This window comes from Albibacillus kandeliae (assembly GCF_003116585.1).
In the GTDB taxonomy this organism is placed as follows: domain Bacteria; phylum Pseudomonadota; class Alphaproteobacteria; order Rhodobacterales; family Rhodobacteraceae; genus Albibacillus; species Albibacillus kandeliae.
This window is the reverse complement of sequence record NZ_QEHM01000001.1, coordinates 1087940-1109649: the sequence shown is the minus strand read 5'-3', so window position 1 is coordinate 1109649 and position 21710 is coordinate 1087940. Positions and strand designations below refer to the sequence as shown.

The window sequence follows — 21710 nt, the reverse complement described above, 5'->3', positions numbered from 1 at the left end:
CTGATTCTGGGCGGCTGGCAAATTCAAAAGTTAAGTATCGGTTAAAACATTGTGATTTTTCGGGTTTTGGTTGCGGAGCATGGGGCACGGACCCCCTGCAAAGCGAGCGGCAACAAGCGGCCGACAGGAACGCGCCGGAAAGAAAGTGTTGATCGCGATGGGTGGAAAGGGGTCTTCTGAACTCATCCGCAGGTAGATATTTTGAGTCGCCCCACATCCGGGGCAGGTTTTTTGGCGCGTACCGGGTTCGCGGACTTAGCTTGAGATGAAAGGTATTTCCATGTCTCGCCATATCGTTTCCATCGCTTTTGCCATCACCTTTTCCGCATCGCCCGTTCTCGCACAGGTGACGACGGATTCCGGGACGCTTACACCCGAGAGGATCGAGCGGTTCTTCAACCAGCCGGGCTATTCCCCTTATGCGGGCCGAAGCTATCCGAGCCTGCCGCTGTGGGGAGAGCAGCATTTGCACACGTCTTGGTCGCCCGACGCCTTTGGCGGCGGCACGCGGGTCGGTCCTGACGAGGCCCTTCAATATGCCAAGGGCGGCGAGATCACTTCGAGCACGGGGCAGCCGGTGCGGCTGTCGCGGCCCTATGACTGGATGGTGGTCGCCGATCACTCCGACGCGCTCGGGGTCGTGGCTAGCATCTACGAGGGCGATCCCGCGTTCATGTCGGACCCGACGCTGAAGCGCTGGCACGACGAGATGCGCAAGGGGGGCGCGGCGGCGACGGCGGTGGTCATGGAAATGATCACGCTGCAAGGCGAGGGGAAGATTCCGCCTGCGATGACCGACCAGACCACGCAGATGGACATGTGGCAGAAGATGACCGAGATCGTGGAGGGCCATAACCAGCCCGGGATCTTCACGGCGCTGATCGGCTACGAATGGACGTCGAACTATGGGGGTGGCAACAACCTGCACCGCAACGTCATCTACCGGGACGGCAAGGACAAGGCCGACATGGTCCGTCCGCTTACCACGTTCGACACCGAGCTACCGCGCGAGCTGTGGGACTGGATGGCGTCCTACGAGGAGAAGACGGGCGGTCGCCTGCTGGCGATCCCGCACAACGGGAACCTCTCGAACGGGCTGATGTTCGCGACCGAGACCCCGGACGGCAACCCCATCGACGCGCAATGGGCCGAGACCCGGGCCCGGTGGGAGCCGCTCTACGAGGTGACGCAGGGCAAGGGCACTTCGGAACAGCACCCGAGCCTTGCCCCGGCTGACGAGTTCGCCAACTTCGAGATCTGGGACAAGGGCAACCTGAACGTGGTGCCCAAGGAACCCGGGATGATCGAGTTCGAGTATGCCCGGGAGGCGCTGAAGCGCGGGCTGAAGCTGGAAGACGAGTTCGGCACCAACCCCTTCAAGTTCGGCCTGCTCGGGTCGACCGACGCGCATACGGGCATCTCCTCGACCGAGGAGAACAACTTTTTCGGCAAGTTCCCGGCCAGCGAGCCAAGCCCTGAGCGGTCGACCGGGAACGCCTTCGACTTTGATGGCCGCACGATAAAGGACTGGCAGCTTGGCGCCTCGGGTCTGACGGCCGTCTGGGCTGCCGAGAACACCCGCGCCGCGATATGGGACGCGATGAAGCGCAAGGAGGTCTACGGGACCACCGGCACGCGGATCGGCGTGCGGTTCTTTGGCGGCTGGGAGTTTGTCGAGGAGGATGCGCAGGGGCGTAACCCGGGGCCCGTCGGATACGGCAAGGGCGTTCCGATGGGGGCTGACATGCCGCCGGCGCCGGAGGGCGCGGCGGCTCCGAGCTTCCTCGTGGCGGCCATCAAGGACCCGCTGTCGGGGAACCTCGACCGCATCCAGATCATCAAGGGCTGGGTCGATGCCGCCGGAGAGATGCAGGAGAAGATCTACGACGTCGTCTGGTCCGGTGACCGGACGCCGGGAGACGACGGCAAGCTGCCCTCGGTGGGGGATACGGTCGATGTGGCCAAGGCGACTTGGACCAATACCATCGGCGCGCCCGAGCTGATCGCGGTCTGGACCGATCCCGATTTCGATCCGGCATTGGATGCCTTCTATTACGCGCGGGTCATCGAAATCCCCACGCCGCGCTGGACTGCCTATGACGCGGCCTATTTCGAGGATGCGGCCTTTACCGACGACGTCCCGATGAAGGTCACCGAGCGGGCCTATACCTCGCCGATCTGGTACTCTTCCGGGGAGTGATCCGTGGCAGACTTTGGAACCAGCGTCACGCTCGACCGCCCCTTCGATCAGGCGGTCGACCTCGTGACCAAGGCGCTTGCGCAGGAGGAGTTCGGGGTCATCTCCCGGATTGATCTGGACAAGGCCTTTGCCGAGAAGATCGGGAAAAGCTTTCGGCGCTATACCATCCTCGGGGCCTGCAATCCGGGCCTCGCGTATCGTGCGGTGAGTGCGCGGCCCGACGTCGGGCTGCTGCTGCCGTGCAACGTCACCGTCGAGGAGGCGGCGTCCGGCACTCTGGTGCGGCTGGTCGATGCCGGGCAGATGATGGCGATGGGCGACCTTGGAGCCGTGCCGGAGATCGCGGAACTGGCGCAGGATGCGGGTGCACGCCTTGCGCGGGTGGCCGAGAGCCTGCGGTCGACGGTTTGAGGGAGGAGCAGGCATGACAATTCCGGCGTTCCTGCGGTCGCCGCTGCTACATTTCTTCCTGCTGGGGGGCCTCGTCTTTGGGGTCTACAGCCTGAAGAACCCTCCGATGGACGACGGACCGGGGGAGGACGTGATCCGGCTGACCGACGCCGAGGCGGACCGGCTGGCGGATGGTTTCCTCGCCGCCTGGGGGAGAGCGCCGACGGCAGAGGAGGCGCGCAGCCTGGTGCGGGACTGGGCCGTGGAAGAAGCGATGGTGCGGGAGGCGCGGGCGCTCGGGCTCGATCAGGGTGATGCGATGATCCGGAACCGGCTGCGGGCCAAGATGGAATTCCTCGCCGAGGCGCCAGCCGCGGCGCGGGAGCCGGACGAGGACACCCTGCGGGCCTATTATGCCGAGAATGCCGAGCGGTATGCGCGCCCGGCCCGCCTGAGCTTTGCGCAGGTGCTGTTGCCCGGTGGCACGTCGCCGGACGAGGCAAAGACCCTGCTTGCCAACCTTGAGCAGGGGGCCGACCCCGGCGCGATGGGCCGCGCAACGCAGCTTCCGCCCCGGATCGACGATATGGCCGCGCCCGCGGTGGACCGGGTCTTTGGTGCGGGCTTCGGCACGGCTGCCGGGGCGTTGCCGCTCAGGACATGGGCGGGGCCGCTGGAGAGCACCTTTGGCGTGCATCTGGTGCGGCTGGACACCCGCAGTGACAGCGATCTGCCGCCGTTCGAGATGGTGCGAGACCGGGTCCTGGCCGACTGGCGGTCCGACCAGGCGCGCCAGATGAGGGAGACGTTCACCGGCGAGCTGATGAAGCGCTATCGGCTGGAACTGCCCGGCGCGGCGGAGACCCGGCCGTGAGGCGGCTTGCGGCGTTCATCGTCCTGCTGTTGACGGTCCTGATGCCCGTGGCGGGTTCTGCCCATGCGCTCGATCCGGGTTACCTCGAGCTCTCGGTGATGGACGAGACGCGATGGCGCGTCACTTGGCGGATGCCGGACGTGGGCGGCAGGCCGATGCCCATTGCGCCGCGTCTGCCGCAGGAGTGCGAGAGCAGCGCGCCAGCGGCCCCGGTGTTCGATGGCCGCGCCTGGGTGACCAGCTTTATCGCGACCTGTCCGGAGGGGCTGACCGGCCGCGACCTTGCCATCGAGGGGTTGTCCCGGACCCGGACGGATGTGCTGGTGCGCTACGAGCTTGCGCCGGGCGTGGTGCAGACCCATCGGCTGACCGCCGAAACCCCGGCGTTCACTATCCCGGAAGATCAGGGGCTCGCGGGTGTGTTCACGAGTTACGTCTGGCTTGGCGTGACGCATATCCTCGAAGGGGTCGACCACCTGCTTTTCGTCTTTGCGCTGCTCTTGCTGGTGCGCAGCCCGAGACGGCTGTTGTGGGCGATCACGGCCTTCACGCTGGCGCACAGCATCACGTTGGCGGGGGCGACGCTGGGGTGGCTGCGGTTGCCCTCGGCCCCGGTCGAGGTGGTGATCGCGCTGTCGATCGTCTTCCTCGCCTACGAGCTGTCGAAACCGCCCGAGCGGCGTGACCCGGTTGCCGAGCGGTTCCCGGCGGTGGTTTCCTTCGGGTTCGGGCTGATCCACGGGCTGGGCTTTGCCGGGGCGCTGCACGAGATCGGTCTGCCGCAGGACGACGTTCCGCTGGCGCTGCTATCCTTCAACGTGGGGGTGGAATTGGGGCAGCTTGCCTTCATCGCGGCTGTGCTCGGACTCGGATTCGTGGCGCGCCGACTCATCCCGGCGATCACGCGACATGGGCCCCGGCTGGCGCAGGTCAGCAGTTACGGCTTAGGAACCATTGCCGCTTTCTGGGTCATCGAAAGAGTCTCGGGCTTTTGAAGCGAATTCCTCGGGAGACCGGCCTGCTTGCTTGGAGCATGGTCGGATCAACAGGCGAGGGCGTTGGGCGGGGGTAGGGACGCTCGATTGAAATCACGAGGCTTGGGTTCTGCGGGAACAGGGTCCGGGGTAGTCCGTTTCAGGGGGGGCTGGACCCGATGCCTGAATGGACGGCCAGGAAGTCACGGAATGCAAGATTTGCCCGGCCGAATGTCTACCTTAAGTTGAATCGTTACAATTCCTCAGATAGTTAGGGGGTAAGGTTCCATGTGCGGCTCAATCCATCCCTCGCTGCATCTGAACCTCGGGCGGTTCGGGCGTTGTCTGTGACGGACCGGGCCGCCCTTTTCCAATCCCGACCCGGATGATCTGCAGCCTGCGCGCCAGAGGGGGCAGCCCTAAGCCGGGATGCTTCGGAGTGTCAGCAGGCTTCCGGGCGGCCGGGGGCGGCGGCCTCGAAATCTCCCCAAGTTGGGCGAGATTGCCGCAATCAGATCACATTTGAGACCCTATCCGTACGGCATTGTGTCCGTGAAAATTTTTGTAGGGTGACTACTGTGCGTCATAAGCCAGGCCGGAAACGGCCAAGCCAACGCAAGGCCAAATCGCTGGAACGCTTCCTTCGGGATGACGACGGATCCTTCACGATCGAAGCCGTCATCTGGATGCCGATCTTCGCCATTATCCTGGCCTTGATCTTCAACATCTCGATGGTCTTCTTCACCGAGTCACAGCTTCTGCGCATCGTGCAGGATGCAAACCGGGCCTTTTCGCTCGGGCGGCTCGACGACACGACGGCCACGGAAAACTACATCACCAATGCCCTTGCCTACCTGGATACCACCGTCGCGGTGACGACGACCCTCGACGGGGGGATCATCAGCACGGTTCTGAATGTCCCGGCGGTGGACCTGATGCCCATGAGCTTCATGCGCGATCAGTTCCGCGACATTGCCATAACTGTTAGGTCTCAACAGCTCGTGGAGTTCTGATCATGAGCCTCACTGCACTTCGCAAGCATTGCCAGGCCTTCGTGGCCGAGGAAGACGGCGCCGGCACCATCCTGGCGCTCTACTTCACCCTGATGTTTCTGGTCGTCGGGGGGCTGGCCATCGACTTCAACAAGACGCAGACCGACCTGACACAGTTGCAGGTGGCGACCGACAGCGCGGCCCACGCGGCGCTCTACTCGCGCGAGAAGATGAGCTCGGACGACGCCAAGGCCGTGGCGGTGCAGGTCGCGGAAAGCTTCATGGAGAACGTCCGCTTCGGCAGCCCGATTACCGCCGAGGACATCACCTTTGGCACCTGGGACAAGGAGGCGCAGGTTTTCACGGCCTCATTGAACTCGCGCTCTGCTGTCAAGGTCGTGTCGCACATGAACGAGGCGCGCGAGAACCCGTCGAACAACCTGCTGCTCAAGATCATCGGGCAGGACAGCTTCAACCTGAGCCGTACCTCGGTCTATTCGACCTACCGTCCGCCCTGCTTCATGGAGGGGTTCGTGGCAGATGACGTGGTGGATATCCAGAGCAACAACAGCTTTGGCAGCGGCTTCTGCATTCATTCCAATACCTACGTGAGCCTCAACTCGAACAACACCTTCGAGCCGGGCAGCGTGGTGTCGATGCCCAACCTCGACGATCTCGATATTCCGAAGTCGGGTTTCGAGACCAACAACGGCCTTGAAGGCGCGCTGCGGACCGGGACCTATCGGCTGCGAATCCTGAACATGATGGACGAGATCATCGAGGCGCTGCGGGTCGGGGACGACGAATGGCTGCCGTCCTTCATGGTGGCGCCGCTGTTTGACTCCTTTACCGCGACCAAGGTGGTTCCTGAGGACTTTACGCCGAACTCGATCACGACGGTCAGCTGCGGGAACAACGGAACCCTGACGATGGATCCGGGCACCTATGCGAACCTCGTCATCATCACCGGCTGCAAGGTCAAGTTCGGGCAGGGCGCAGCGCTCGAGGACGTCTGGATGGTTTCGACCAATCTCGACGTGAAGGCTTTCAACGCGCCTTCCGGCCTGCGGCTTGGTGCGGATGATTCCTGTGCGGAGGGCGGCGGGGCGGTGCTGATCACCAAGGGCGGATTCAACGCGGCGGCCGATCTGCAGATGTATGGCAGCCAGATCCTCGCGTTGAAGGATATCGAGTTCGCTGCCAACGCCGAGGGTATCGAGGGCGCCTCGATGGTGTCCTATGCGACCATCAGCGGGACCAGCAACATGGACATGGGGTTCTGCAACGGGAACGGGCAGGAGGAGAACCTTCAGGCCGACTACTTCCGGATGGTCGAATAACCGGCATCGCTGACCGGGGGCGTGGCATTCACCGATGTGGCGACCGACAGGAAATAGGACACGCCGTTGCGCCTGTCCTATTGCATTGAACTATTGCGCAGATTCAGAACAGTGAAAATGGCAGGTTTCTGAGGCATCTCCGATGCCGGGAACGGCCGTTCGCGTGGCCGCCGGAGCGCGCGATGTGCGAGAGTTCGCCGATCCCCTGAACCGTTTCCGAAAATCTTTAAATCGCCGTATTTCAATACGAAAGTGCATCCGAGAGTCACCTTTAACAGGTGTCGGAACGGCAGAAACGGAAGGCATTGGAAGGAAGATGAAGATCGGAAGGTTGGTAGCGGGTCTGTTGATCATCGCCGTGGCTCTTTGGATCATTGTGGGAGAGCAGATGTCGGGGGCGAGCGCGGACGCGGTGGTCAACGCCCCGGTCGTGACGGTCCGATCTGGGACTGCCGGTACGCTCTCGCTCCCCGAGCGCGAACTGGGGGCCTATGTGCAGAAGAGCGAGACGCTTGCCTCTGTCACCGACAGCCTCGTGGATCGCATCCGGCTTGACGATCTGCTGCTCGAGGTCGACCTCGCCAAGGCCGAGACGGCGCGGACGGCGGCGGACCTTGCCGCGACGCAGGGGTTGCGGGACGAACTGCTGACCCAGGCCGAGACCTTCCACACGGCGCGGGTGGAGGAGCTGCAGGTGCGGCTTGATCATGCGCGAAACCGTCTGGCGCTGCTGGACGGCACGGCCGGCGCGGGGCAGCAGGCCACGCGGACGCTGGCAGCGGTGGCGGATCAGCCTGACCGGCTGCCGGGCGAACCCTATGCCGACAAGCTGGTGCTGGATCACGCGCGGGAACGTGTGGAATTGCTGGAGATCGCGCTCCGGACGGCAGAGCAGGGTGTGTTCCTTGGTGACGGCTACAACGACTCTCCGAACTCGGAACAGCAGGCCTCGGAACTGGCGAAGGTGATCGGGACGCTGGAGGCGGAACTGGCCGAGGACAAGGCGCGTGAAGCGGCCTTTGCGGGTCGTCTCTCGCGCGAGCGGGTGCGGGTCAACGGGCTGAGCGGCGGCGATCTTGCCGCGCCGGTCAACGGGCTGTTCTGGGAGGTGCTCGAGGCGGATGGCGTGACGGTCCAGCGCGGCGACCCGGTGCTGCGGCTGGTCAACTGCGACGCGATGATGGTGACCCTCTCGGTTACCGAACGGATCTACAACACGCTGGCCATCGGGCAGGACGCCGAGTTTCGTCTGAGCGGCAGTTCCAAGGTGTTGCCCGCAACCGTGTCGCGGCTGGCGGGCAGCGGTGCCGCGACGGTCTATGAGCATCTGGCGGTGGCGCCGAGCCAGAAACACCTCGAACGCTATGACGTGGCGCTGAACGTGCCCGGACTGGGGCAGGGCTCGGAGAGTGCCTGCGCCATCGGTCGCACCGGGCGGGCGTTCTTCGAGCGGCGCCCGCTGGACTGGCTGCGCAGCGTCTTCGACTGATGGACCTGTTCCCGCACCTTGGCGAACTGGGCGCGAGCACGGTTCACCTGATCGCGATCGGTGGGGTGGCGCTGGTGCTGCCATTCGTCGTGGACCCGCGCAAGGACTTGCACCGCGCGGCTCTCTTCGCCGTCGCCTTCCTTCTGGCGTTTCGCTACGCTTGGTGGCGGGCCACCGAGACGCTGGCGCCTCCGGGCCTGACGATCAACATGCTGGCCAGCTGGTCGCTCTTTGCGCTGGAGATGGCCGCGCTGGTCGGTTCGATGAGCGCCTTCGTCATCCTGTCGCGGGTCAAGCTGCGCAGCGAGGAGGCGGACCGGAACCTTGGTTGGTGGGAAGGCGGCGAGCCGCGGGTGGCGATCCTGATCGCGACCTACAACGAGGACCGCGAGGTGCTGGAGCGCACCATCGTCGGGGCGCGGTCACTTCGGCACCAGAACAAGGAAGTGATCGTCTGCGATGACAGCCGGCGCGACTGGCTGCGCGACTTCTGCGCCGAGCAAAACGTGCGCTACATGCGGCGGCCCGATAACAAGGGGCAGAAGGCGGGCAACATCAACCACGCCCTCGACCGGCTGGCGGAGGACGTGGTGCCGCCGGACTACGTGGCCGTTCTGGATGCCGATTTCGTGCCGCACCGCGGGTTCATCTCGCGTACGCTGGCACTGTTCCATGACCCCGAGGTCGGGCTGGTCCAGACGCCGCAGCATTTCTTCAACCCGGACCCGATCCAGCACAACTTTGGCCTCGTGCGTTCCTACCCGGACGAGCAGCGGTTCTTCTTCGACTACATGCAGCCCTCGCGCGATGGCTGGGGCATCGCGTTTTGCTGCGGCACCTCGTCGATCTGTCGCTGGACCGCGCTGCGCGATGTCGGTGGCTTCAACACCGAGAGCGTGACCGAGGATTTCATGATGACGCTGGTCCTGCGCAACGGCGGGTGGAAGACGGTTTACCTGAACGAACCGCTGACCGAGGGGCTGGCGCCGGAGGGGCTGAAGGAATACGTGACCCAGCGCGCGCGCTGGTGCCTTGGGCTGATGCAGATCGCGCGGTCGAGCCTTGGCCCGCTGGCCAACAACAACCTGCGCCTGCGTGACCGGTGGAGCGTCATCGACTCGGTATTCTACTGGTGCACCACGTTTTCCTTCCGCATCGCCGCCATCGTCTATCCGCTGCTCTACTGGTACGGCAACATCACGGTGGTGAACGCCCGGCTGCCCGACGTCATCACCTATTTCGGCTGCTACTACCTGTGGATCCTCATGACGCTCAATTACCTGAGCCGGGGCATGGTGGTGCCGATCCTGAACGATGTGAGCCAGTTGCTGGGGGCGATCCCGATCACCCGGGCGGCCTTTACCGGGTTGTTCAAGCCGCATGGCCATCCGTTCTCGGTGACCGCCAAGGGTGGGGACCGGTCCAAGGTCCAGGTGCAGTGGCGCCTGATGGCGCCCTTTCTGGTGGCCTTCGTCCTGACTGTCGTGGGGCTGCTGATCGGTATCGTCTTCGACGGTTTCGCCTTTAACGACGCCGGGGACGGCAAGTGGGTGATCCTGTTCTGGACGCTCTACAACGTGGTGGTGCTGGCGGTGACCTCGCTGGCCTGTGTCGAGCTGCCACGGCGCGAGATCCACGTTGCGGACAAGCCCGAGCGGGTGATTTTCCGGACCGAAGGCACCGATCATACGCTCTGGATGCGCTCGCTGACGCTGGACACGGTGCGCCTGCGCGGGAATGTCTTTCCGATCGAGACCCGGGGAACGCTGGTGCTCGACGATGTTCCCGGTGAGCTGACGGCCTATGTCATCTCGTCCACGACCGATGGCAACCGGTTGCAACTGCTGCCTGATGCGGAACAGCGCGAGGCGCTGTTCCTGCGGTTCTACGCGGATGGAGCCGAGCCGGGCGTGGTCCGGGTGCAGAGCGCGGCGCTGATCCGCGACATCGCGCGACGCCTGTCGGTTACTTCACGGTCCTGACGGAGCGCTCGGCCTGAATGCGGCTGAGGGCCTTGGAGAGTTCGGCGGCCTCGCGGCTGCTGAGCGCTTCGGGCGGATAATCGTCGCCGCCCTTTGCCAGACGTTCGGCGAAACTGGCGAGGCCCGAGATGGGGCGCAGGAAGAGCTGGACGAAGAGAGCGGTCAGCAGGGCGAAGACCACGAGCCCGGCCACACCCGCGATCAGCGCGGTCACCTTCAGGGCGGAGAGGCCGGGATTGAAGCTGCTGGCGTCGATGCGGCCCGCGAGGCGCCAGCCGAAGGAGGGCAGGTCGCCGTAGGTGACGCTCGGGACCAGCGTGGTGAAGTAGGCGTGGCCATCGGGCCAGACTTCGCGCCCGGCGGTCTGGGTGCCCGCGCGCGCGGCGCGCAGGAACTGAAGTTCGTCGCTGCCGGGCAGTTTGCCGGTGGGGGCCATGATGACCTCTCCGGCCTGATTGATGAGGAAGAGGTCGATGCCCAGCATCTTGCCGGTCTCTTCCAGCGTGCGCTCGACCCAGGCGAGGTCGATATGCATGCCGAGGACCCCGGTCAGGTCGCCCTCGGGCGACTTGACGGGCAGCGCGAAGTCCACGAACCGCAGGGGATCGCCGCCCTCGGGGCGGAGTTTCTGCGCCAGCAGGACGGCCTCGTGAACGTCGCCTGCGAAGCCGCTCTTGAGGCCGTTTCGGAACCAGGGCCGGGCACTGACGTCGGCGCCGACAAGCAACCCGTCCGACGCTTCGAGCACGGTGCCCGCGGTATCGGCGTAGCCGACCCACGAGACGCGGTTCCCGTCGCTGCGCAGAACCGACATCATGTCACGAAGGTCTGCGCCGCTGTCGGTTTTCAGGGTTGAGGCGAGAAAGCGCAGGTCGCTCCATTCCTTGTGCAGGGTGCGGGCAAAGACCTGCCCGGCGGCATTGGTCCGGGTCCGCACCGCAAGGTCGAGCGCGTCGTCGATCAATCGCTCTGAGCGGCTCCAAAACACCGCGGCCATGATCGTGGACACGATCAGCAGGGTCAGCAGGACAAAGCCGTAGGTGGCCTGAGTGAGGGTCGGCTGGTTACCCGATGTCGCGCGCGCCGGAGTGTCTGCCATCTTGCACCTGTTCAGAAGGTATTGACGGAAAGGCCCAGGAACATTTCCTCCGCCACGAACTTGTAGCCCGCCCGCAGCGAGACCGGGCCGCCGCCCAGTTTCTGCGTGAGCGCGAGGCTCTGGGTGTCGTACTTGTCGCTGCCCCCGGCAGAAAGTTCCACGCCAAAGCCCGAGCGGAACCCGGTCTGGGCGGTGACGAACCAGTTGGAATCGATGGTGTTGTATTCGCCGAGCAGGAACAGGTGCCCGAAGTCGGTCGGGATGTAGCTCTCGAGCCCGAGCTTGCCGCCGACGCGCATTTCCTCGTCGCCGGATTCACCGAAGCTCATGCCGATGCTGGGGCCCAGTTTCATGGTGGCCACGTTGCCCAGATGGAGCGAATAGGTGAGGGCGGCGTTGGCCGCGGACCCGCTCTCGTAGGTCGAATAGCCGAGCGTGGCGTTCAGATTCCCGCGCGTGATCGCCGCCACCGCGTCGGATGCGTCTGGTGCGAGGTCTAACTGGAAGAATTCCCCGTCTGCGGCGGCCGGTGCCGCGAACCCGGTGATCAACAACCCTGAGATGCAGAGCGCTGCCGGAATGGATCGAAGTGCTGCGTATCCACTCATGTTCAGTTTTTGCCATCCTGTTTGACTTGGGGCTGTGAGCTAGCGCCACCCTGCACGAAATCAACTCATTGAAAAAGAGAAATAGTTCCCGTGGCTTCGCTGTCGCCGCGCTTGGCTCATTTCTGCCGACGGGGCGAGGGAGCCGTTCTCCCTGCGGGGATTTGGCTGCCTGTTTTTTCTCTTTTGGGTTGTGATAAGGCGTCTCTTCACTAGGTACCTGCCCTGCGTCCGCCACCCGAACGCCCGCGGCGGGACCTATTGTTCTGTATTTGTTCTCGCGTTACTTAAGGCATCATGCCAGTCGGAATTCCGCCAGTTCGAGCACACCCGGGCAAGCCGTTCCACACGCTGCGCGACGCCGCGCGCGAGGGGCAGGCCATTGCCGTGCGCTGCAACCTCTGCAGGCGCAAGTCGGTGTTCCTGGCGGTGGACCTGATCGAGGTCTGCGACCCGATGCGACCCGCGCACATTGCGCCTTTTGCCTGCTCGCGCTGCCAGACAGCCGAGTTCATGGACGTGAAGCTGGTGGTGCCGAGACCCGGCGATCTGGTGCGGCGCCGGGTCTGGCGGAACGTCCGCTGGCAGCGTCCCGATCAGGAGTGATCAGGCCTCGTTCACGCAGGCGTAGGTGACGTCGAAGGCGTAGGTGGCGTGCTGCGCCATCTTGGAAAAGACTGCCTTCTTGCCGTAGCGGCCACATTCGCCTGCTGCCATGACATCATAGCGCTCGGGCGGGGTGCTGCGGGTGGCGTCGAGCAGGCCGCGCAGCACGACGACATCGGCATCGCTGCGCTGAACGCTGATCGGCTCGTCCGGATTGGGCGTGCCGCAGGCCGCCAGGGTGGAAAGGCCGATCACGGTCGCGATCTTTGCTGCCAGCAGTCTCATCTTCTTACTCCCAGGGTTCAAATTGGAAGGGCGTGGCCCCGGTAAACTGGTCCGACACCTCGCCGGAATGGATGTTGGCCATATCGACGCCGAGGTCGAGCCAGCGTACACCGGCCTGTTCCGAAAAATCGAGCCTGGTCATGTCGACCCAGAACACGTTGGGGGAAATCGCGGATTCGACGTAGAACAGCCGGTCTTTCTGGTCCGCGACCACCCGCCAGCGGGTTGTCGAAAGGTTCGGCGCGTCAGGCGTGGTGATGCCGTAGGGTACCGAGGCATTGCGGATCACGCTGAAGGCGGCGGCGGCGGCGACGCGGGGCTCGGAGGATTGCACCACCATGTCGATGTAGGTGCTGGCGCGCACGAAACGGTCGGGCGCGCGGGTGGTGCCGGGGATCATCTCGCGCGGGTTGACGCCCTTCCAATACTCGACCAGCGCAAGCTGCTCGTCATAGGGCGGGTCGTTGGTCATCACGTTGTATTCGGGCCCGTGGTGGATCACCAGTTCGCCGCCGATCCATTCGAGGATGGCGCTGTCGCCCGAGGCATCGGAGAGCGAGAGGTGTACGGTGGTCAGGCGTCCGGGCTGGACCGGCACGTCCTTGGTGACAACGTGGAAGGGGTTGGCCCCGAGATCGGCGATGGCCTCGGCGACCGTGGCGTAATTGTCCATGAAGTACTGGGCCCAGAGCGAGAGCGACATCTGGGGCGAGTCACCGTCGTCTTCGGGGTAATCCGAGCTGACGAGCCAGAGCATGTTCGCCACCAGCCCCGCTTCGTTCATGCCATCGACGGTCGAGATGTCGTAGCCCGACACGATCAGGCTGCCGTACTTGGAGGTCCATTCCAGCGACCGGGGGCCAGCAGCGCCGGTGCGCGCCATGCCCCGGGGAAAGACCCAGAGGTTGGACAGCATCGGCATGCTCCAGTCCATCGACCGCGCGGTGAGGATGCGGCCCTCGGGGCCGTGATAGATCACCCGTGTGCAGGCTTCTGCAACTGGCGTGGCGGCGAATGCGGCCAGCGCGAGGGACATGGTCAGGTGTTTCAGCATGTGTCTGATCTCCTCGAACGCACCGGGATGCGCCGGGGACCGGTACGGCGAGGGCAGAAAGAAGAGTCGCGTCCTGAAAGCGGAGCGGGCTGGCTGGGCCGGGCGTGACCCGGCGGGGACTTCGATCCTGGAAACATTCGGAGCGCGATAAATGGCTAAGGAAAAACGTATAGGTAGCAATGACATCGTCAACACAACCGTTGCGAATGTCAATCCGCGCGTCGCCCGGGGCGCGCGGAAGGTCATGGTCGGGAATATGCGAGGGACCGGCCCTCGGGCCTCAGCAGCCCGAGTTGTCGGTCTGGTCGTTCGGCAACTGGGTGTTGCAGAGCGTGGCGCCGGTGAGGTCCACATCGCTGAACTGGGCGCCGTCGAAGGTGGCACCGGTCAGGTTGGCGCCGTTGAACGAGACGCGGGTCAGCACCGCGTCGTCGAACTTTGCGCCCTTCAAGTCGGCGTTGTCGAAGCGGACGGCCTCGATCGTCGTATCCTGGAACATGGCGATCATGAGGTTGCTGTTCTGGAAGTCGACCTCGCGCAGGTTGGCATCGCGAAAGTCGATTCCCATCAGGCGCTTGCGCGACAGATCGGTGTTTTCCAGGTTGCAGCCGCGGCAGAGCCCGAGCGACTTGATCTCGCGACGGTCGTCGAGGTCCTGTGCCGAGGCTCCTGCCGGGAGGAGGGCGAGAACGGTGAGAAGGCCCGGCAGGACGCTGCGACCGGGAAGGGTTTGGAAAATGGACATGCCTGGTGGCTCCGAGATGTGCCTGTGACTAGATGACCGCCTCGGCACCGATGGCAAGTGTGGTCGCGACAAGAAGGGTGATCAGGATCGAGGCCGCGCCCATGATTGCACCGATAACGAGCACAAGTCCGTCGCGTTCGATCAATCCGAAGCCACTGACGAGCAGCGAGATGGCGGGAAACCAGCCGCTGAGCGGCAGGGGAAGGAACAGCGCGAATGCGACAAGCAGGAGCCAGAGGCCGATCAGCCGCTCGTTGCGCGGATAGAAGACCCAGGGCATGCGGGGCCGGATGATCCGTTCGATCCGGCGCGAGATCGGCCGCATCTTGTGAACCACGCGCCGCAGCGACTCGCGCTGGACCTCGCGCCGGCCGATCATCTTGGGCAGTTGCAGCTGCTCGAAGCCGAGCGCCATCTGACCGGCGATCAGCATCAGGGGCAGCGCGGTGAGCAGCGTCGTGCCCGGTGGAAGCGGCAGCAGATTGATCAGGGAAAACAGCAGCATGGCCCAGCCGAACGACTTTTCGCCGAGATCGCGCAGAAGGTCGTTGATCAGGATGCCGGGCGACGTGCTGCGAGGCCGGACGGCTTTCAGCAGGGTAAACGAAAGTGAACGGCGCTTTCGATGCTTGAGGTACACGATCGTCGATCCAGCTGGTGCTTGGCGAGATATAGGAGGCTGGGGAGGCCACTGCAACAGCGGGGCGGAGAAAGGTTTGGCAATCGGCGGAAGGGCCGCATCCCGGGCGCGAGGAGGCCGTGCATCTGGCCAGTTTCGGAGCGCATGACCCGTGGTCGCCGTCGCCTGCGGGCGCGTCCAAATCGGCGTCTCGTGTGCCCCGGTGGTTGTGTGGTCTCTCGCCTGCAATCGCTATCCGATCCTGCAGGCGCGGCCAGCTCTCGGCACTGCCGCGAAAGCCATGCACGGTGTCGCCTTTTTCCGCATGGCTCGCGCGGACTTGGGGGCCCCGGGCTGCTTGACCCCACCTCCGACCGGGTGTTTTAGTCTCTGCCAACCATCTGGAGGAGCCCTACCCATGAAGCTACTGAACAAGGCCGCGCTGGCGGCCGGATTGCTTGCCATTGCCGCCTTTCCGGCACAGGCCGAAACCCGCGTGACCCTTAAGGCGGCCAAGTCCGGCTCGTCCTACTACCAGATGAGCGTCGAGATCGCCGAGGCGATGAAGGCGGGCACCAACGGCGACATCAGCGTGACCGTCGAGGAGAGCCAGGGCAGCCAGCAGAACGTCATGGAAGTTCGTGCCCGTGGCGGCGACTATGTCTTTACCACGCCGCCCGCGCTGGTGAGTGCCGCGCAGAAGGCGGCTGGTCCCTTCGAGGGCAAGGGCAGCCCGGCCTTTGACGAGATCCGCGCGCTGTTCCCGCTGCCTTCGCTGACCATGCACTTCGTCATGAGCAAGGACAGCGGCGTTACCGATTTTGCGGGGCTGGACGGCAAGACCATCCTGCTGGGCAAGGGCAGCTTCGGTGCCTCCGAGGGTGAAAAGTACCTCGGCCTGTTCGGCCTGACCGACAAGGTCAAGATCGCCGATGTCGAGCTCTCGAACGCGGTTCCGGCCATGAAGAACGGCCAGATCGACGGGTTCGTGACCGCTGGCAGCTGGCCCGCGCCGAACGTGGTCGAGGCGGCGGCGTCGATGGACGTGACGCTGCTGTCGATGACGGACGAGCAGGTCGCCGAGACCAAGCGCGCGCGGCTCGTGATCCCCGCCGGGACCTATGCCGGGCAGGACAGCGACCTTGTCACCACCTCGCTGCCCGTCGTGGCCTACACGACCACCAAGATGGACGACGACACCGCCTATGCGCTGACCAAGACCTTCTGGGAGGAAAAGGCGCGGATGGGCGAAACCGCCGCGTGGTGGAAAGGCGTCGACACGGCGCTGATGGAGAACATCACCGGCAAGCTGCACCCGGGCGCCCTGCGTTACTACGAGGAAGCCGGGTTTGCGCTGACCGACGCGCAGAAGTAAGTCAGCGGGAAACCGAGAAAGACCGAGGCCGGGCAGTTTGCCCGGCCTATTCGATTGGAAGGAAAGGCAGGGCATGGGGCCGGAACAGGATTTGCCGCGCGGACGGCTGGGGCAGGGTATCTGGATCGCGCTGGCCGCGCTGCTGGTGGTCTATCACCTTGGCCTGATCTTCTGGGGTCTGGTGCCGAACCTTGTCAGCCGTCCGCTGCATATGGCGGTGATCCTGCCCTGGATCTTCCTGTTTGGCGCCCGCAGCCGCTGGGCCCTGATCAGCGGCGCTGTCCTGACAGTTCTGGGCGTCGGCGCGGCGCTTTGGATCGCGCTGAACCATGACATGCTGGGCGACCAGTACGGGTTTCTCGAGAGCGATTTCCAGATCGGGGTGGCCATCGTCCTGCTGCTCTGCGTGGTCGAGGCGGCCCGGCGCGCGATTGGATGGCCGCTACCCATGGTGGCGCTGGCCGCGCTGGCCTATGGGCTCTTCGGGCAATACATCCCGGGCGAGTTCGGCCATGCGGGAACGCCGCTGGCCTCGTTCCTCGGCACCCTGACCATTGCCGAGGGCGGGCTCTGGGGGTCGCTGACCGCCGTCTCGGTCGGGGTTGTCGCCATCTTCGTGATCTTCGGTGCGGTGCTGAACGCGGGCGAGGCCGGGCAGGGGTTCATGAACGTGGCGGCCGCCGCGGCCGGTCGCCTGACCGGGGGCGCGGCCAAGGTCTCGGTCCTGTCCTCGGCGCTCTTCGGCTCCATCTCTGGCTCTGCCAGCGCCAACGTGGCTTCGACCGGCGCCGTGACCCTGCCCGCGATGACGCGGCTGGGCTATCCCAAGCGGCTGGCGGCCGGGGTCGAGGCCGTGGCCTCCTCAGGCGGGCAGATCATGCCACCGCTGATGGGGGCCGGGGCCTTCGTCATGGTCGAGCTGACCGGCACGCCCTATACCCAGATCATGGCGGCCGCGCTGCTGCCCGCGATCCTGTATTTCTGGGCGGTGTGGATCGGGATCGACGCCTATGCCACCCGCTTTGAACTGCGCGGCATCCGCGACGAGGACAGGCCCGCGCGGCGCGATGTCATCGTGACCTCAATGTTCTTCCTCGTGCCCTTCTCGGTCCTGATGATCGCCATGTTCGGGATCGGCTACACGCCGCAGTACGCGGCCTGCCTCGCCATCCTCGCCGGGGCGCTTCTGCTTTTCGTGGATGCCAGTCTGCAGGTGAACCTCGGGCAGGCGGCCAGCCGCTTTGCCTCTGCGCTGCTGAGCGCGGCGCGGCAGGTCTCGATGATTGCCGCGATCATCCTCTGCGCCTCGATCATCATCGGCGTGCTGGGCATCACCGGGCTGGGGGTCAAGATCACCTCGCTGCTGCTCTCGGGCTCGGGCGGGACGATCTGGCCGACGCTGCTGCTGACGGCGCTGGCCTGTCTGCTGCTGGGCATGGAGGTGCCGACCACCGCCGCCTACGTGATCTGTGTCTCGGTCGCCGGTCCGGCGCTGACCCAGCTTGGGCTTGCGCCGCTACAGGCGCATCTTTTTGTCTTCTGGTTCGCGCTGCTCTCGACCATCACGCCGCCGGTCTGCGGCGCGGTCTTCATCGCGGCGGGGATGATCGGGGAGAACTGGCTGAAGGTCGCCGGGACCGCGATGTCGCTTGGCATCGGGCTTTACATCATCCCGCTGGGGATGGTGGCGAACCCCAACGTTCTGAACCTGGCGGTGAACCCGGGCATGGCGCTGTTTGCCTTCGCCCGGATCGGGCTGGGTCTCGCGCTGATTTCCTACGGGCTGATCGGGCGACGGGCCCTGCCAATGCGCGTGGCGCTGGTTGCGGCGGGGCTGGTCTGTGTCTTTGCCTGGGCGGCGATCTGAGGGCCGATCAGCCCTCGATCTCGGTGATCATGTCGACGCGGGTGCCGTGACGGCCGCCTTCGAAGGTTGCCGACAGGAACGCGTCGACGATGTCGAGAGCAAGCCCTTCGCCTACGACGCGCGCGCCGATCGACAGCATGTTGGCATCGTTGTGCTGGCGGATCATCCGGGCCGAGAAGGCGTCGGAGCAGACGCCGCAGCGGATGCCCTTGACCTTGTTGGCGGCCATCATGATGCCCTGGCCCGTGCCGCAGAGGATGATGCCGAGCGCGCAGTCACCGGAGGCCACGCGCCGCGCGGCGGCTTCGCCATGTTTGGGGTAGTGGGTGCTCTCGGGGGTGGTCGGACCGATGTCGACGACCTCCCAGCCCTGCTCGGCGATGTGCCTTGCAACGGCCTGACGCAGGTCGATGGCCGCGTGGTCGCTGGAGAGGACGATACGCTTGCTGTCTGTCATGACTGTGTGGTTCCGCTGTTCGGATGGGGCGGGCAGGGGCGCGTGCGCCGCGCCCTCATTCCCACTCGATGGTGCCCGGGGGCTTGGAGGTGATGTCGTAGGTGCAGCGGTTGATGCCCTGCACCTCGTTGATGATCCGCGTTGCGGTCTCGCCGAGGAATTCGTGGCTGAACGGGTAGTAGTCCGCCGTCATCCCGTCGACCGAGGTCACCGCGCGCAGGGCGCAGGCATAGTCGTAGGTGCGACCGTCGCCCATGACGCCCACGGTACGGACCGGGAGGATCGCCACGAAGGCCTGCCAGATCTCGTCATAAAGACCGTGCTTGCGGATCTGGTCGATGTAGACGGCATCGGCCTTGCGCAGGATCTCGAGCTTTTCGCGGGTGATCTCGCCGGGGCAGCGGATGGCGAGGCCCGGCCCCGGGAAGGGGTGGCGGCCGATGAAGGAGGCCGGCAGGCCGAGTTCGTGACCCAGCGCGCGGACTTCGTCCTTGAACAGTTCGCGGAGTGGTTCGACCAGCTTGAGGCCCATCTTCTCGGGCAGGCCGCCGACGTTGTGGTGGCTTTTGATGGTGACCGAGGGACCGCCTGAAAAGCTTACCGATTCAATGACATCGGGATAGAGCGTGCCCTGCGCGAGGAATTGCGCGCCGTCGATCTGGTCGGCGTATTTCTGGAACACGTCGATGAACAGCTTGCCGATGATCTTGCGCTTGGTCTCGGGGTCCGAAACGCCTTCGAGCTCGCCGAGGAACAGGTCCTGTTCCTGCGCGTGGATCACCCGCAGGTTCATGTGGTCGCGGAACATGCCCACGACTTCCTCGGCCTCGTTCAGGCGCAGCAGGCCGTGGTCGACAAAGACACAGGTCAGGTTCTCGCCGATGGCCTCGTGGATCAGCGCGGCGGCGACCGAGCTGTCGACGCCGCCGGAGAGGGCGCAGATCACCTTGGCGTCGCCCACCTGCGTGCGGATCTTCTCGATCATCTCTTCGCGGTAGGCGGCCATCGTCCAGTCGCCCTTGAACCCGGCGAGCTTGATGAAGTTCTCGTAGACCGTCGCACCGTTCGGGGTGTGGTGCACCTCGGGGTGGAACTGGACGGCAAAGAAGTTGCGGCTGACATCTGCGGTGATGGCATAGGGCGCGTTCGGCGAGGTGCCATAGACCTCGAAGCCCGGGGCCAGCGCGGCGACGTGATCGCCGTGGCTCATCCAGACCTGTTCGCGGCCTTCAAGGAACCACCCGGCCAGCAGGTCGATCCGTTCGTCCGAGGGGGTGACATAGGCGCGGCCGAACTCGGCGGTGCCGCCACCGCCCGAGATCTTGCCGCCTTCGACGCGGCCGCCCAGGTCCTGCATCATGACCTGCTGGCCATAGCAGATGCCGAGGATCGGCACGCCCATGTCGTAGACGGTCTGCGGCGGGCGCGGGCTGCCCTCGCGGGTCACGCTGTCGGGCCCGCCCGAGAAGATCACGGCCTTGGGCGCGAATTCCGCGAGGAAGGCGTCGGTGACGTTCTGGTAGGGGTGGATTTCGCAATAGACATTCAGCTCTCGCAGGCGCCGCGCGATGAGCTGCGTCACCTGGCTGCCGAAGTCGATAATGAGGAGCCGGTCGTGCTGTGTCTGATCCATGTCCGCCTCCTAGGGCGTCACAGCATTCTGCGCAAGTCCTCTTGAAACCGGGCGCACGTCAAGTGCCCGCTCTGCCCGTGGGCCCGGGTAATCGCGCCCTCGTGAGGGCAGTCATGGAACGCCGATGTCGCCGGAGCGCCGCCTTGGTTAGTTGATCGGCGAGAGCAGTTCCGGCGCGGTCACGAGTTGGCGGACGCCGTGGCTGTGGTCTTCCTCGAAGACGTTGCCGTTCTCGGCCCATGCGTGGAGCGAGGAGATGTCCATACGCGCGCAGCTTGGCCGGACGCTCCACGTGACCTGCATGGGTGAACATGTGGACTCGGTATAGCTGGGGCCGGTCGTGGACCCGGCAAAGACCACTGGCGTTCCGGTTCCGGCAGGCAGGGAGCGGGGCTGGTGCACCCCGGTGGGTTGCAACCCGGCATAGGTGAACTCGGAGAAATCAGTCGCGGTCGGGTCGTTGACCAGCAGGAACACCTGCGCCTCCACCCGCAGTTGCGGGTTGGCGCAGGCCGAGGACAGGCACGAGCCCAGCCCCGGCCCGGGCGTCACGTCGCAAGAGGTGTAGACCCAGTGCACCTCGATCGTGTCGCCGGGTTTGACGCCGTGAAACGCACCGTGCCCGTTGGTCGGATCCTCGAGCTCGGCGGGCGTCAGCGCGTCGGAGCCCGCGCATCGCCAGCCGCCGTGTTCGCCGTCACCGGCGGAGACCGAGAAGCCGGGGCCCTTGTGCTCGGCATTGGTGTGGGTGTGGATGTTGCAGAGGTTCAGCCGTTCCGGCGCAGGGGCCGGGCCGAACAGGCGCGGGTTGTAGCCGGTGGCATCAGAGATGTCGCGCGGGGTCTGGGGGCCGAAGCCACGGCAGGTCGTTTCGGCAGGGGCCATCGCGGGGAGAAGGCAGAGCGTCGATGCAACGAGTGCTGAACGGAACAGGTGGTGCATGGGGATCCCTCCGGGGTCGGTCTGATCCTTCTCTACACCGGCAGGGTTGAACGAATCCTTAAGGCCGGAGGCGGTCCGGGAGGGGCGCGGAGTCGCTTGCCGTCGCGCGCATGTCGCTTTTCCCCCGGATGCGACGCAAAATCCATTCGGGCCCCCGCGGCCATCGGGTAATAGGACGCCAA

General features: G+C 65.0%; 20 protein-coding genes. 11 read left to right on the top strand and 9 right to left on the bottom strand.

Translation table 11 applies throughout. From position 1 onward, the window contains the following. Positions 1-280: 280 nt before the first annotated feature. From DDT93_RS05195 to DDT93_RS05160, 8 genes are all read left to right on the top strand, one after another. On the top strand, positions 281-2200 hold the full coding sequence (locus tag DDT93_RS05195; RefSeq protein ID WP_109464703.1) for a DUF3604 domain-containing protein: 1920 nt from the start codon (positions 281-283) through the stop codon (positions 2198-2200). A gap of 3 nt (positions 2201-2203) precedes the next feature. After that, positions 2204-2611 carry a DUF302 domain-containing protein gene (locus DDT93_RS05190; RefSeq protein ID WP_109464702.1) on the top strand — a complete coding sequence of 136 codons (408 nt, stop codon included), beginning with the start codon at positions 2204-2206 and terminating at the stop codon, positions 2609-2611. A 13-nt stretch (positions 2612-2624) separates the two neighbouring features. Further along, positions 2625-3464: a peptidyl-prolyl cis-trans isomerase gene (locus DDT93_RS05185; protein ID WP_157960104.1), complete on the top strand. Its 840-nt coding sequence runs from the start codon at positions 2625-2627 to the stop codon at positions 3462-3464. Then, entirely contained in the window at positions 3461-4459 is a 999-nt protein-coding gene (locus DDT93_RS05180) for a HupE/UreJ family protein (protein WP_232825372.1), read from the top strand. Before DDT93_RS05185 ends, DDT93_RS05180 begins: the two co-directional genes overlap by 4 nt. 557 nt (positions 4460-5016) lie before the next feature. Beyond that, positions 5017-5451 (top strand): TadE/TadG family type IV pilus assembly protein, encoded by a 435-nt coding sequence (locus DDT93_RS05175; RefSeq protein ID WP_157960103.1) that lies wholly within the window; start codon positions 5017-5019, stop codon positions 5449-5451. Between the two features lie 2 nt (positions 5452-5453). After that, positions 5454-6770, top strand: a complete 1317-nt coding sequence (locus tag DDT93_RS05170) for a TadE/TadG family type IV pilus assembly protein (protein WP_109464699.1) — start codon at positions 5454-5456, stop codon at positions 6768-6770. Positions 6771-7158: 388 nt separating this feature from the next. Next, complete coding sequence (locus tag DDT93_RS05165) at positions 7159-8259, top strand: HlyD family efflux transporter periplasmic adaptor subunit (RefSeq protein ID WP_232825371.1); 1101 nt, start codon at positions 7159-7161, stop codon at positions 8257-8259. Further along, on the top strand, positions 8259-10241 hold the full coding sequence (locus tag DDT93_RS05160) for a glycosyltransferase family 2 protein (protein ID WP_109464697.1): 1983 nt from the start codon (positions 8259-8261) through the stop codon (positions 10239-10241). The genes DDT93_RS05165 and DDT93_RS05160 overlap by 1 nt, the downstream gene beginning before the upstream one ends. Here the strand turns inward: DDT93_RS05160 and DDT93_RS05155 are convergent. Both DDT93_RS05155 and DDT93_RS05150 read right to left on the bottom strand, forming a co-directional pair. Next, positions 10225-11340 carry a cache domain-containing protein gene (locus DDT93_RS05155; protein WP_109464696.1) on the bottom strand — a complete coding sequence of 372 codons (1116 nt, stop codon included), beginning with the start codon at positions 11338-11340 and terminating at the stop codon, positions 10225-10227. The genes DDT93_RS05160 and DDT93_RS05155 overlap by 17 nt on opposite strands. A gap of 11 nt (positions 11341-11351) precedes the next feature. Next, positions 11352-11948, bottom strand: coding sequence for a hypothetical protein (locus tag DDT93_RS05150; protein ID WP_109464695.1), 597 nt, complete (start codon positions 11946-11948; stop codon positions 11352-11354). Between the two features lie 294 nt (positions 11949-12242). Here DDT93_RS05150 and DDT93_RS05145 point away from each other — a divergent pair, with 294 nt between their 5' ends. Then, positions 12243-12551: a hypothetical protein gene (locus tag DDT93_RS05145; protein WP_157960102.1), complete on the top strand. Its 309-nt coding sequence runs from the start codon at positions 12243-12245 to the stop codon at positions 12549-12551. On the opposite strand, the gene DDT93_RS05140 is transcribed toward DDT93_RS05145, so the two are convergent. From DDT93_RS05140 to DDT93_RS05125, 4 genes are all read right to left on the bottom strand, one after another. Further along, positions 12552-12836, bottom strand: coding sequence for a hypothetical protein (locus DDT93_RS05140; protein WP_109464693.1), 285 nt, complete (start codon positions 12834-12836; stop codon positions 12552-12554). Positions 12837-12840: 4 nt separating this feature from the next. Next, positions 12841-13890 carry a linear amide C-N hydrolase gene (locus DDT93_RS05135; RefSeq protein ID WP_109464692.1) on the bottom strand — a complete coding sequence of 350 codons (1050 nt, stop codon included), beginning with the start codon at positions 13888-13890 and terminating at the stop codon, positions 12841-12843. A 280-nt stretch (positions 13891-14170) separates the two neighbouring features. Continuing rightward, the gene (locus tag DDT93_RS05130; RefSeq protein WP_109464691.1) at positions 14171-14635 is read right to left on the bottom strand and encodes a pentapeptide repeat-containing protein; all 465 of its coding nucleotides are present in this window, start codon (positions 14633-14635) and stop codon (positions 14171-14173) included. Between the two features lie 28 nt (positions 14636-14663). Continuing rightward, a complete protein-coding gene (locus DDT93_RS05125; RefSeq protein ID WP_232825370.1) occupies positions 14664-15275 on the bottom strand; it encodes an exopolysaccharide biosynthesis protein in 612 nt (203 codons plus the stop codon). A gap of 397 nt (positions 15276-15672) precedes the next feature. Here DDT93_RS05125 and DDT93_RS05120 point away from each other — a divergent pair, with 397 nt between their 5' ends. Both DDT93_RS05120 and DDT93_RS05115 read left to right on the top strand, forming a co-directional pair. Beyond that, complete coding sequence (locus DDT93_RS05120) at positions 15673-16629, top strand: TAXI family TRAP transporter solute-binding subunit (RefSeq protein WP_109464690.1); 957 nt, start codon at positions 15673-15675, stop codon at positions 16627-16629. 73 nt (positions 16630-16702) lie between these two features. After that, on the top strand, positions 16703-18496 hold the full coding sequence (locus tag DDT93_RS05115) for a TRAP transporter permease (protein ID WP_109464689.1): 1794 nt from the start codon (positions 16703-16705) through the stop codon (positions 18494-18496). A 7-nt stretch (positions 18497-18503) separates the two neighbouring features. Here DDT93_RS05115 and rpiB read toward each other — a convergent pair whose 3' ends face one another. From rpiB to DDT93_RS05100, 3 genes are all read right to left on the bottom strand, one after another. After that, positions 18504-18953, bottom strand: a complete 450-nt coding sequence (gene rpiB, locus DDT93_RS05110) for a ribose 5-phosphate isomerase B (protein WP_109464688.1) — start codon at positions 18951-18953, stop codon at positions 18504-18506. Positions 18954-19008: 55 nt separating this feature from the next. Continuing rightward, positions 19009-20586 (bottom strand): glutamine-hydrolyzing GMP synthase, encoded by a 1578-nt coding sequence (guaA, locus tag DDT93_RS05105; RefSeq protein WP_109464687.1) that lies wholly within the window; start codon positions 20584-20586, stop codon positions 19009-19011. A 147-nt stretch (positions 20587-20733) separates the two neighbouring features. After that, the gene (locus DDT93_RS05100; protein WP_157960101.1) at positions 20734-21528 is read right to left on the bottom strand and encodes a delta-class carbonic anhydrase; all 795 of its coding nucleotides are present in this window, start codon (positions 21526-21528) and stop codon (positions 20734-20736) included. Positions 21529-21710: the final 182 nt, after the last annotated feature.

Coding starts and splice junctions, on each gene's coding strand:
- DDT93_RS05135 (WP_109464692.1), bottom strand. CDS start 13,890: ATGCTGAAACACCTGACCATGTCCCTCGCGCTGGCCGCATTCGCCGCC.
- DDT93_RS05165 (WP_232825371.1), top strand. CDS start 7,159: ATGTCGGGGGCGAGCGCGGACGCGGTGGTCAACGCCCCGGTCGTGACG.
- DDT93_RS05100 (WP_157960101.1), bottom strand. CDS start 21,528: ATGCACCACCTGTTCCGTTCAGCACTCGTTGCATCGACGCTCTGCCTT.
- guaA (WP_109464687.1), bottom strand. CDS start 20,586: ATGGATCAGACACAGCACGACCGGCTCCTCATTATCGACTTCGGCAGC.
- DDT93_RS05130 (WP_109464691.1), bottom strand. CDS start 14,635: ATGTCCATTTTCCAAACCCTTCCCGGTCGCAGCGTCCTGCCGGGCCTT.
- DDT93_RS05185 (WP_157960104.1), top strand. CDS start 2,625: ATGACAATTCCGGCGTTCCTGCGGTCGCCGCTGCTACATTTCTTCCTG.
- DDT93_RS05170 (WP_109464699.1), top strand. CDS start 5,454: ATGAGCCTCACTGCACTTCGCAAGCATTGCCAGGCCTTCGTGGCCGAG.
- DDT93_RS05150 (WP_109464695.1), bottom strand. CDS start 11,948: ATGAGTGGATACGCAGCACTTCGATCCATTCCGGCAGCGCTCTGCATC.
- rpiB (WP_109464688.1), bottom strand. CDS start 18,953: ATGACAGACAGCAAGCGTATCGTCCTCTCCAGCGACCACGCGGCCATC.
- DDT93_RS05120 (WP_109464690.1), top strand. CDS start 15,673: ATGAAGCTACTGAACAAGGCCGCGCTGGCGGCCGGATTGCTTGCCATT.
- DDT93_RS05145 (WP_157960102.1), top strand. CDS start 12,243: ATGCCAGTCGGAATTCCGCCAGTTCGAGCACACCCGGGCAAGCCGTTC.
- DDT93_RS05160 (WP_109464697.1), top strand. CDS start 8,259: ATGGACCTGTTCCCGCACCTTGGCGAACTGGGCGCGAGCACGGTTCAC.
- DDT93_RS05155 (WP_109464696.1), bottom strand. CDS start 11,340: ATGGCAGACACTCCGGCGCGCGCGACATCGGGTAACCAGCCGACCCTC.
- DDT93_RS05115 (WP_109464689.1), top strand. CDS start 16,703: ATGGGGCCGGAACAGGATTTGCCGCGCGGACGGCTGGGGCAGGGTATC.
- DDT93_RS05195 (WP_109464703.1), top strand. CDS start 281: ATGTCTCGCCATATCGTTTCCATCGCTTTTGCCATCACCTTTTCCGCA.
- DDT93_RS05140 (WP_109464693.1), bottom strand. CDS start 12,836: ATGAGACTGCTGGCAGCAAAGATCGCGACCGTGATCGGCCTTTCCACC.